Here is a 10,633-nt window from a genome sequence, read left to right as displayed (position 1 = left end):
GCACCAGGTTCAATGGCTGCTCGGTGTTTCTTCTCTTCTTTTCAGCGGTGGCGGCGTGGGTGTAGCTGTAGCCCAGGCTCATTTGCCAATCAGTCATCACCTCGCCCGCAACCTCGGCCTGGAAACCTTCAACGACCACCCCTTTGCCACCGCTCTTGTAGAAAATTCATTGCCATTGGGCGGCACAGAGTCATCCTGCTCCGCCACGATATCCTGTTTACTGCGGAACACGGCAGTGCTTTGTCAGATGCCGCATGTTTTGAGACAGCCCTCCGCCATCGCGGAAGTTAATCAGTAGCGGTCTTCGGCCATTGGCTAGTACTCCACCTTGCCCCGCCCTGCCTTGACGTTGCTGCGCCTGGCTTTGCCTTCGAGGCGGCGGGTTTTCGAGCCGAGGGTCGGCTTGGTGGGGCGGCGTTTCTTCTCGGTCTTGCCGGCAGCGATGATCAACTCGGCTAGACGCGCCAGTGCATCGGCACGATTCTGCTCCTGGGTACGGTACTGCTGGCCCTTGATGATCAGCACGCCGTCGCCGGTGATGCGACTGTCACGCAGCGCCAGCAGCCGCTCCTTGTAAAATTCGGGCAGCGATGAGGCCCGGATGTCGAAGCGCAGGTGCACGGCGCTGGACACCTTGTTGACATTCTGCCCACCCGCGCCTTGCGCGCGGATGTAGGTCAGTTCGATGTCGGCATCCGGCAGATGCACGCTATTGGAGATGATCAGCATGAAAGGGCCCTTGTGATTGCCCTCATTATCACAGCCTTCGCCCCGCTGCCCTAGAACAACACACTATTGCTTGAATCAGCACGTAAAGGCACACGCATGGAGTACAAATGTTCTCTTGCCGGTTCGGGGGGCGATAGGTGCCGCGCGCAGTGGAGGCGAATGGCAGCCATGTAGGCTCCTTGATGGGTGCCAAGGGGACGCCCACGCCACCCCACTGGGCATCACCAACCTGGGCGGTCGGTGATCACAAGCAGTAGAACTCGCTGAGCTCTGCAACCACCTGGCGCCTGCCGTCGTACAAGCGCGCCTCGGGCGTCAGCGCCATCGATCGGGCCTCCAGCAGGTATCGCTCGCCTGCTTTGAAGTGTGCATAAGGAATGGTCAGGTAGCACTGGCGAACCGTGGTGCCGCTCATCATGCTCGTTCCCCCGCCCCCGCCAACTTCGTAGTCGAACCGGACGAGCAATTCATGGCTGCCTGGACTGACCTGAAAAAAGCGCCCGTCGCTCAGGCGCTGTCTGTCCAGGCGCTCGGCCATCAGCACCCTGTCATTGGGAAATGGCACCGATAAGTCGACCCAGGCCATCTGTGGGTTTGCGGCTGGCAAGGGCGCCTGACACCCCGCACCCGCCATGACGGCGAGAAACAGCATCAGTCTACGCACGGTATATGCCTCCAGGGATAACACGCTCAGGATACCCCCCAGCACGGGCAGTTGACACATGCGTGCCTGACCATCTTGAGCAACTAGCGAGCGTGAAGATGCTTCTTCAAGAATGCCCGTGTGCGCTCCTGGTTCGGGCTGCTCAGAATCTCACCTGGTACACCCTGCTCTACAACCACCCCGCCATCCATGAACACGATCTGATCAGCCACCTCGCCGGCAAAATGCATCTCATGGGTGACGATCAGCATGGTCATGTGCTCGGCCGCCAGTTGTTTCATTACCAGGTTCACTTCCTCGACAAGCTCAGGGTCCAGCGCCGACGTCGCTTCGTCGAACAACATGACCTTGGGCTGCATGGCCAGTGCCCGGGCAATGGCGACGCGCTGCTTTTGCCCACCGGACAACCGCGATGGATACTCGTCGATCTTGTGCGCCAGCCCAACCTTTTGCAGGTACTCAAGCGCCAGCTCCCTGCCCGCTTTTTTTGAATAGCCCTTGAGTTTTACCGGCCCGATCGCGATGTTTTCACAGACGGTGAGGTGGGGGAACAGATTGAAATGCTGGAACACCATGCCCATTTGCTGGCGCACCTGGTTGATGTGCTGTTCGAAGGCACGGCCTTTCAAGGGCTGGTTGACCTGGGCGCCGTCAAGCCAGATTTCGCCGCCATTGAGCACTTCAAGATGATTGATCGACCGCAGCAATGTGCTTTTGCCCGAGCCACTGGGGCCGATGATGGCGACGATCTGCCCACGCGAGACCGACAGGTCGATGCCCTTGAGCACCTCAACTGCTCCGTAGGCTTTGCGAGCGCCCTTCACTTGCACCATAGCGTTGTTATTCATCGTGACATCTCGACCTTTGCTTCAAGAATGTTCAGACCGGCCTCGAGTACCAGGTTGGCCAGGTAGTAGATCACCGCGACGGCGATGTAGAACTCGAAGGGGCTATACGTTTCGCTGACCGCCAGTTGTGCGCTGTAGACGAGTTCGGCGATACCGATGATCGATACCAGTGAGGTGTCCTTGAGCAATACGATGAGGTTGTTGCCCAACGGCGCTATGGTCTTTCTGAGCGCCTGCGGCACAATGATGTAGCGCTGGGTGAGTGCCTTGCTCAGGCCAATGGAGCGTGCGCCTTCGATCTGGCCTGGATCGACAGACTCGATCCCGGACTTGATCACCTCGGCGTTGTAGACTGCGAAATGCAGGCTCAACCCGATGATACCTGCCGCCAGCGCCGGAATATCGATCCCCACCTGGACCAACCCGTAGTAGATCAGATAGAGCTGCAGTAACAGTGGCGTACCCATCAACAGCCAGGTCACGAAGCGTACCGGCAGCGCCAGGGATTTGGGCGCGTACAGGTCGACCAATGCGAATAGCACGCCAACGATCAGGCTGATCACACTCGAACAGAGAAACATGACAACCGTCCACCATAACCCCGTTGCCAGCATGTCGAGATAAGGTGTTACGACGCTTGGGTTCAATCCTTCCACGGACCACTCCTTACTGGGTCGAGTAGCGTCTATCCAGCACGTCCACCAGGTATTTGACCGAGTAGACCATGACGATATACAGCAACGCGGAAACCATGAATATTTCGAACGGCTTGTAGGTTGAGCTGATAAAACGCTGAGCGGTGTAGGTCAGCTCCACCACTGAAATGGCCGATACCAGTGCGGAGCCCTTGATCAGGCCGATGGCATTGACGCCCAGCGGCCTGATCATGAGTTTGAGTGCCTGGGGAATAGTGATGAACAGCAGCGTTTGGCGGCGGCTGAAACCAATGGACCGCGCGCCCTCTTCCTGGCCCGGGTCGACATTGTCGATGGCCCCGCGAATGGACTCGGACATATAGGCCGCGATATTCATGCCCAAACCGATCACCGCTGCGGAAAACGGTTCCAGTTCGATGCCAACCTGTGGCCCGCCAAAATAGATAATGAACAGTTGCACCAGACACGGTGTGCCGCGGAACACGCTTACATAGAGTCTTGCCGCCCACCTGAAGAGGATGAAAGGCGATAATCTGCAAGCAACCAGCAGCATTGCCAACAGCAAGCCCAGCAACAATGACAGCAATGAAATCTGCACGGTGACCCACGCCGCCTCGAGGAAGAACGGGTAGGTGCGCTGGATTAATGATAGATCCATGGGAACCACTCGAATAATCGGCTAACCAGGCCCGGCCACGCTGGCCAGGCCGTTCTGGACGCGCGTCAGCGAATATCGCTACCCACCCATTTCATCGAGATTTCCTTGTAGGTGCCGTCTTCCAGGATCTCGTCCAGCGCCTGCTGCAGCCGGGCCTTGAGTTCAGGGTTGTTCTTGCGGATGGCAATGCCGAGCCCCTCACGACCACCCTGCTCGTCTGGCAGCCTGATGATGCGCACTTTCTGCCCGGTCTCTTTCACCGCCACCATGACTGGAATACTGTCCATTACCACAGCATCGATACGCCCGGCTTCAAGATCCACCAGCATTTCCGGCAAGCCCTTGTAAGTGCGCACCTTCAAGTTGCCGCGGGCACGCGCCCATTTGTCATGCGAGTCGCCCAGGGTGACGCCAACGGTGACATCCTTCAGGTCATCGAGCCCTTTGATCGGTGAATCTTCCTTCACCCCGATAGTACGGCCTGCATGGTAGTAAGGCCCCACGAAGTCAACTGCTTTCAAGCGTTCCGGGGTAATGGTCATGGACGCGATGACGGCGTCGTACTTCTTGGCCAACAGCCCGGCAATAATGCCGTCGAAAGGCGTTGTAATGATTTTTATCTTCACACCCAGACGCTGGGCCAGTGCTTCACCCACCGAAGCGTCGAAACCGACAATTTCATTTCTTTCATTGGCAAAGCTGAACGGCGAGTACTGCCCGCTCATGGCCACTCGAAGTACTTTGGCCTCTTCTACAGCCTGCAGGTCATCGGCTTGCGCTATACCGTGAGCGAACAATGCAGCCGCTGCGACAGCGGTTGAAGCCAGTAGCATTCTTGTTGTTCTTGCCAGCATCGCGGCGCTCCTTGGAAGTTTGTATTTCTTATTGTTTTGGGCTCGCAGGTCCCAACCTTCACCGAAAGCTTTGCACACCGGTACTTTGAAATCACCCTGCAATGTGCAGGTTCAGCTGGCACATTGCCGGGATACACCGGCATAACGTCGGTGCCACTTTCGCCTGACCGAAACTGCAGTAGTGTCATGCTTGCGCTAAACAGCAGCAAGTTCACGGCTGCCTGCCCCCGGCACTTTGCCGGGCGCGGGTGCCATTTACCGGTCAACAGGCGGGAGTGTCGGCATTGCGCGATTTAGACGTCAAGGATCGGGAAATCCTCGAGATACTGTCCAAGGAAGCACGTGTGGCACTCAAGGCGCTGGCAGCCAGGATAGGCCTGTCCAGAAGTGCCACCAGCGAACGGGTCTTGCAGCTGGAGCGCAGCGGGGTCATTCGCGGGTATAGAGCCGACATTGGTGAAATCGATGCCAACGTTATCCGGGCAATCATTCTGGTAGCGCTGAAACGCACGCCCGCGCTGGGGCTGCTGGACCTGCTGGCGCAGAACGCCCAGGTGAAGCGGGTTTCGTCGGTCAGCGGGCAGCTTGATCTGGTAATCGAGGTAGAGTCACGGACCATCGATGACCTGAACCGGGTACGGGACGCCGTGGCCTGCCACGATTCGGTAGATGACATCACCACGGCGGTGGTCTTGCGACGTGATATCGACCAGCAGAAAGCCTGAAGTTGGCTTGCAAGGCGTGCCTGTCGACACGCCCTGCCCGCCCGGTTATTTCAACGCCGCTGCAAAGCTGTCTTGCAGCACATCCAGCAGAAAATCAGCGTTTGCCCGGCTGAAAATCATCGAAGGACGCATTTTCAACACGTTGTCGTAAGGGCCTTCCGTGCCGATCAACACCCCACGCTCCCTGGCACCATCTGCAATTTTCCTGGCCAATGCGGTAGCCGGCGCCTTCGACTGGCGGTCGGTGACCAGCACAATGCCAAGGAACAGGCCAAGCCCTCGCACATCGCCGATGACATCAAATTGCTGCTGGAGCCTGCGGAAACCGTCGAGCAGGTAGTTGCCGACCTGCAATGCATTCTCTTTCAGCCCGTCACGCTCGATCGCGTTGAGCACCGCCAGCCCCACAGCACAAGAGACCGGGTTGCCGGCGAAGGTATTGAAGTACTCCATGCCGTTGTCGAAGGCATCCGCCACCTCACGCGTAGTGACGACCGCCGACATCGGGTGGCCATTACCGATCGGCTTGCCCATGGTCACGGCATCCGGCACCACGCCCTGGGTCTCGAATGCCCACCAGTGGCTGCCCACGCGCCCAAAGCCTACCTGCACCTCATCGGCCAGGCACAACCCACCTTCGGCGCGAACCATGGCGTACACCTCTTGCAGGTAATGCTCGGGAAGGAATACCTGGCCCGCCACGCTAGGGATCGACTCCGCGATAAAGAACCCAGGGGCCTTGCCTGCCTTGCGCATGGCATCCAACTGGTCAGCGACAGATTCGGCGAAGCGCTTGCCGTGTTGCTCCAGCGGCCAATGCTCGGGGGCGTAGTAGCTGTCCGGCACCACCGCCTCGTAAACATGCGGCGCCCTGCCTTTGCCTGCCTTGCGCTTGTACTTGTAAGGGCTCAGGTCGATCAGCTCCTGGGTGGTGCCGTGGTAGGCCCAGTCCAGCACGATTGCCTGGTCACGTCCTGTGTAGTTGCGCGCCATGCGCAGCATCAGGCTATTGGCTTCACTGCCCGAACAGGCGAAAGACGCTACGCAAAGGCCTTCTGGCAGGGTGCCGGTCAGGCGCTCGGCGTATTCGACGATATTGTCGTGCAGGTAGCGGGTGTTGGTGTTCAGCAGCGCGGCCTGGCGAGTCAAGGCTTGCACGACGTCGGGGTGGCTGTGGCCCAGGTGGCAGACATTGTTGAAGCAATCCAGGTAGGCCCGGCCGAAGTTGTCGATCAGCCACACGCCGTCACCGCGCACGAACTTGATCGGGTCGCTGTAGGAAATCGACAGGTTAGGCAACAGCAACGCCTTGCGTTTGGCGATGATCTGGGCCTTGGTCATCCCGTCCTGGCTGAAGGTTTCTGGCGGGATACCGGCCAGCGCCGAAGCATCAGGGAACAGGTCCGCCCAGACTTCGCGGTATTCGGGCTCACCCACACCGATGATCTCGCTCGCGCTCAGCCGGGTATCGGTGGTCATCTGCAAGTGCAGGTGCGGAATCCAACCGCCGTTCTCATGATCGGCACCCATGTAGCCGACCAGGTCACCGGCGTTCAGCCTGTCCCCGGCTTTCAAGCGGCCGAGTGCCTCATGGGCCATGTGCCCCCAAAGGGTCAGGAACGGCGGACAACCAGGTGGCGTGTGTTCGATCATCACCAGGCCGCCATAACCCAGCGGATCTGGTTCCACTTCAACGCTTTTGACCACACCGGCGACGGGCGCATACAGCGGCGTACCCGCTGGCATCACCAGGTCGACGCCCACATGCAGCGTGCGGCGCTCCCCCTTGATGAAGCGCGACTCGAAAGCGCTATCGGTGTAGATGGTGCGCAGTTCGCCCCACGGTCCGATGGCCAGCGGCACCTTGTGCGCAGCAGAGAATTCATCCCACCAGCGGGTGGCATCGGCAGGGCGCTGTTCGGCTGAAGCGATGGTCATCTCGTGGCTGGCGTCACCAAACGGCGCAAGCACCTTGTTCAGGATGGCAGCTGACGGGCGCACCAGGTCGGCGAAGGCTTTGTGGTTGTGCGCGATCCAGGTGCGGACCGCGCCCGCACCTTCAATGGCATCAAAACCACAGGCCTTGCGCAGGATCCCGGTGGCGAGCCGCGGGTTCATCGCATCCAGCCGCTCCAGCAGGCGCCAGGCAGGTGCCTCGCTGATGGCCAGGTAAGGGTTGTCGTCGGTCTGATCATGCCGCGACGCGGAAAAGGTGACGCTGATGACCAAACGCATGGCGATCAGGTCGAACAGGACATCAAGCTCTTGTGCCTGCAGCGGGTAGCACTCATGGAAGCCCGCAGCCAGTGCAGCCGCAGCGCCGATGGGGTCGTCCATGTCGAGGATGGCGTAAGCGCTGGCGATCGCGACCTCGGCAATCAGCACGGTATGCACTGCATCGCCGAAGTCGATGAAGCCGGTCACGCTGCTGGTGGTTTCGGCATCGACCAGGATGTTCCAGTCGTTGGCGTCGTTGTGGATCACCTGGGCGCGCAGTGCGGCCAGCTTCGGCCGGACGGTCGCTTCGAAGCGGCTGATGAAACGCTCGAGCATGGCCCGGCGTTCAGGGTCCTTGATGTAATGCAGCCGCGAGCGCGAACGCGCGGCATGGCGCAGGTCCCAATCCAGCTCGCGCACCGCCCCTGGGTGCATGAACCCCTGCAGCGCGCGGTCAAGCTCACCCAGCGCCCGGCCGAAGTTGCCCATCAGCGCAAAGCTGCGCCTGGCCTCGGCCAGCGGCTTACCGGGCAACCAGCTGACCAGACGCAGCGTATGCTGTTCGCCACTGGCACTGGTCACCGACGGCAACACATCGCCTGCCACACTTGCCCGCACGTGCGGCACGCCCAGGTGCGCGTCATGGGCAGCCAGGTGACCCAGCAGCGCGGTTTGAAACTCGCTTTCGACACGGGGTTCCGTGGCGTTGACGATTTTCAGGATCCAGCCTGCATCGACGCCGGTAGTCAGCCGGTAATTGCGATCTCGCTCCCCGTCCAGTGGCGTCGCAGCGCCGCTGATATTGAAGAATTCTTTGGCGAGGCCCTCTGCATCGCTTGCCGAAAACCGAGGTGCCGGGTGGGAAAGGTCTGTCATGTCATCACGTTCCAGGCGAGCAAATTGTTTTTCAATAGCTTGTCATGCACCACCGAAACCGACACCCTGCATGCTGTCGGGATCGACAAGCATAATGCCGGTTCCGGCCGGCATAAAGACGGTGGGCGGATTGGGTGGTGCAATGCGGGAGCTGGACGCAAAAGACCGTGAGATTCTTGAAGTACTTTCGAAGGACGCGCGCATTGCCCTCAAGGCACTGGCAGGCCGTATAGGCCTTTCCAGAAGTGCCACGACAGAACGGGTCGCCAACCTTGAGCGCAGCGGGGTCATTCGCGGATACCGCGCCGACATTGGTGAAATAGACGCGAACGTCATCCGCGCGATCCTGCTGGTGACGTTGCAACGCACACCGGCCATGGGCCTGCTCGACCAGCTGGCAACGGACGCACGGGTGCGCCGCGTTTCCTCGGTGAGCGGGCAGCTTGACCTGGTGGTCGAAGTCGAGACCCGCACAATCGAAGACCTGAATCAGGTGCGTGACAACGTCGCAAGGCACGAGTCGGTGGACGACATTACCACCTCGGTGGTGCTGCGCCGTGACATCGACCGCCAGGGCGCCTGAGTGCCTTCAAGCCGCCCCGGTTTCATGGAGATGGCGCCATAGCACCTGCCCGGCCTGCAGGCTGAACAGGACCGTGGAGATGCGTGCCTTGGCCGGCTGACCGGGCACATGATGCGTTTCCCGATAACTGACCACTGCCCCCTCCGGCCATTGCGCGAGAACCTGCTGCTCGGTGAGCTCGATGCACAACCCGGGCTGAGAGCCACCACGCTGGGCAAACAGTGTTGAGACCTCGCCCAGCCCCAGTTGCATGCCGGCCGGTGTCACCATGGCAAAGTCCGGGTGAAAGCGCTTCAGCATGCCGGCAACAGAGCCCTCCCCTCTGGCAAACAGCGCTTCGATCATGTCATGCAGAGCGATGACTTCCTCAAGATACGGGTTCATGGCGTTCCTTTCGTTTTGCAGATGAAAAAAGGCGAAGCCAGCCGAGGGTTCCCAGGCACAACAGCTGCACTGCCCCCGCCAGCATGAAAGTGGTCTGGTAGGCAGTTCGGGCGCCGAGGAACGTTGCCAGCAAACCGAAGACCAGGCTGCCAGAGGTTACCCCCAGGCAGAAACTCAACTGCCGGTTCAGGGCCCAGAGAGTGCTGGCCTGGCCGAGCGCCGATGCGGGCAATGTGGAAAATGCAGCGCTTTGCGCGACGCTGGTGCACAAGCTGCCGCCAAGGCCGAGCAGCGCATAGGCGATCGTCAATGACGGCACGCTCGAAGCCAGCGCCAGCAATGCATAACCCGGTATCTGCAGCACGATCCCGACCAGCAGCAACGGCACAGGGCCGAACCGTTTGTAGCCCCAGGTGGTCGATGCTATCGCCAGTGCTGCCCCCAGTGTCCATGGCAGCATCAGGCTACCCGCTGCACTTGGGCTCCAGCCAAGCTGGGCCTGAAGGTAAAGCATGGCCAGCAGGTTCACCCCGATGAACAGGCCCGGTATGGCCAGGTACAAGACCAGCGACGCCGCGAATACGGGCTCACGGGCCACCGAGAAATCCACCAGTGGTGCTGCACTGCGCCGAGAATGCCTGATGTAGCCGGCGAGCAAGCCTGCCCCCAGCAGCAACCACGCAGCAGCCTTGCAGGCCGCACCATTGCCTGCTTCGGTCATGCCCAGCAAGCCGATGCCAATGCCGGCCCCGGCCAGGAGCATGCCCTTGCCATCGAAAGCTTCTGGAGCCGCCGTTGCCGGTGTGCGCGGTAACCAAACAGCCCCCAGCACCAGCGTGATCAGCGCGATCGGCAGGCTGGCGAGCAGCACCCACTGCCACGGCATGTGCTGCGACAACCAGCCACCCAGCACGGGGGATACGGCGGGCGCCAGCAGCCCGGTGGCCATGATCGCCATGGTTACCCTGGGGCGCTCGTCGGCAGCGTACAGCCGGTACACCAGCGCCTGCCCGACCGGAATGAACAGCCCGGCAGCAAAGCCTTGCAGCCCGCGCAAGGGCAATAGCAAAGCCATCTGGCCGGCCCCGAGGATCAACATCGTCGCCGCCGAGAAAAGCACCAGCGAACCCAGCAGCACTGGGCGCTCGCCCAGGCGCTCCCCGAGCCATCGACTGGGCAGCATCCCCAGCATCAGCCCCAGCAGATAGGCAGTGCTTACCCAGGCCAAGGTCGCCACATCGGCCTGCAGGGCTTCGCCGATGCTCGGGGCGACCACCGCCGTGATGAATGTATTGATCAGATCAAGGAAGAACCCCAGCAGGTAAACGCAGGTGATGCGACGACGCATGTCAAGTAAGGCCACGGTGAACTCCAGTCAGCGAGCCTGACTGTAAGCAAACAGCTGCTGGGGCATAAGTGCTGTAATATCGTTCACACTG

12 protein-coding genes are annotated in these 10,633 nt (G+C 60.4%); 3 read left to right on the top strand and 9 right to left on the bottom strand.

Annotation, left to right across the window (positions count from 1 at the left end; translation table 11 throughout):
• Positions 1-298 (top strand): hypothetical protein (locus HP547_RS30000; RefSeq protein ID WP_172287453.1); only part of this gene is annotated, 298 nt, incomplete at its 5' end.
• 17 nt (positions 299-315) lie between these two features.
• Here HP547_RS30000 and arfB read toward each other — a convergent pair.
• The 6 genes from arfB to HP547_RS22385 form a co-directional block, all read right to left on the bottom strand.
• Entirely contained in the window at positions 316-729 is a 414-nt protein-coding gene (arfB, locus tag HP547_RS22410) for an alternative ribosome rescue aminoacyl-tRNA hydrolase ArfB (protein ID WP_172223368.1), read from the bottom strand.
• 244 nt (positions 730-973) lie between these two features.
• Positions 974-1,393, bottom strand: coding sequence for a hypothetical protein (locus HP547_RS22405; RefSeq protein ID WP_172287455.1), 420 nt, complete (start codon positions 1,391-1,393; stop codon positions 974-976).
• Positions 1,394-1,476: 83 nt separating this feature from the next.
• On the bottom strand, positions 1,477-2,226 hold the full coding sequence (locus HP547_RS22400; RefSeq protein ID WP_172287454.1) for an amino acid ABC transporter ATP-binding protein: 750 nt from the start codon (positions 2,224-2,226) through the stop codon (positions 1,477-1,479).
• A gap of 11 nt (positions 2,227-2,237) precedes the next feature.
• Positions 2,238-2,855, bottom strand: coding sequence for an amino acid ABC transporter permease (locus HP547_RS22395; protein WP_175586345.1), 618 nt, complete (start codon positions 2,853-2,855; stop codon positions 2,238-2,240).
• 52 nt (positions 2,856-2,907) lie between these two features.
• Positions 2,908-3,555, bottom strand: a complete 648-nt coding sequence (locus tag HP547_RS22390) for an amino acid ABC transporter permease (RefSeq protein WP_172223377.1) — start codon at positions 3,553-3,555, stop codon at positions 2,908-2,910.
• A gap of 65 nt (positions 3,556-3,620) precedes the next feature.
• Complete coding sequence (locus HP547_RS22385) at positions 3,621-4,409, bottom strand: ABC transporter substrate-binding protein (RefSeq protein ID WP_172223435.1); 789 nt, start codon at positions 4,407-4,409, stop codon at positions 3,621-3,623.
• A gap of 284 nt (positions 4,410-4,693) precedes the next feature.
• Here HP547_RS22385 and HP547_RS22380 point away from each other — a divergent pair, with 284 nt between their 5' ends.
• Positions 4,694-5,134 (top strand): Lrp/AsnC family transcriptional regulator, encoded by a 441-nt coding sequence (locus HP547_RS22380; protein ID WP_172287451.1) that lies wholly within the window; start codon positions 4,694-4,696, stop codon positions 5,132-5,134.
• A gap of 45 nt (positions 5,135-5,179) precedes the next feature.
• On the opposite strand, the gene HP547_RS22375 is transcribed toward HP547_RS22380, so the two are convergent.
• Positions 5,180-8,227 carry an aminotransferase class III-fold pyridoxal phosphate-dependent enzyme gene (locus HP547_RS22375; RefSeq protein WP_172287450.1) on the bottom strand — a complete coding sequence of 1,016 codons (3,048 nt, stop codon included), beginning with the start codon at positions 8,225-8,227 and terminating at the stop codon, positions 5,180-5,182.
• Positions 8,228-8,369: 142 nt separating this feature from the next.
• Here HP547_RS22375 and HP547_RS22370 point away from each other — a divergent pair, with 142 nt between their 5' ends.
• Entirely contained in the window at positions 8,370-8,810 is a 441-nt protein-coding gene (locus HP547_RS22370; RefSeq protein ID WP_172223387.1) for an Lrp/AsnC family transcriptional regulator, read from the top strand.
• Between the two features lie 6 nt (positions 8,811-8,816).
• On the opposite strand, the gene HP547_RS22365 is transcribed toward HP547_RS22370, so the two are convergent.
• Positions 8,817-9,194: a DUF4440 domain-containing protein gene (locus tag HP547_RS22365; RefSeq protein ID WP_172287449.1), complete on the bottom strand. Its 378-nt coding sequence runs from the start codon at positions 9,192-9,194 to the stop codon at positions 8,817-8,819.
• Positions 9,178-10,557 (bottom strand): MFS transporter, encoded by a 1,380-nt coding sequence (locus tag HP547_RS22360; RefSeq protein ID WP_172287448.1) that lies wholly within the window; start codon positions 10,555-10,557, stop codon positions 9,178-9,180. Before HP547_RS22360 ends, HP547_RS22365 begins: the two co-directional genes overlap by 17 nt.
• Positions 10,558-10,633: the final 76 nt, after the last annotated feature.

This window comes from Pseudomonas sp. CM27 (assembly GCF_013179515.1).
Taxonomy (GTDB): Bacteria; Pseudomonadota; Gammaproteobacteria; order Pseudomonadales; family Pseudomonadaceae; genus Aquipseudomonas.
The sequence above is the reverse complement of the archived record's forward strand: the minus strand, read 5'-3'. Positions and strand labels throughout refer to the sequence as shown.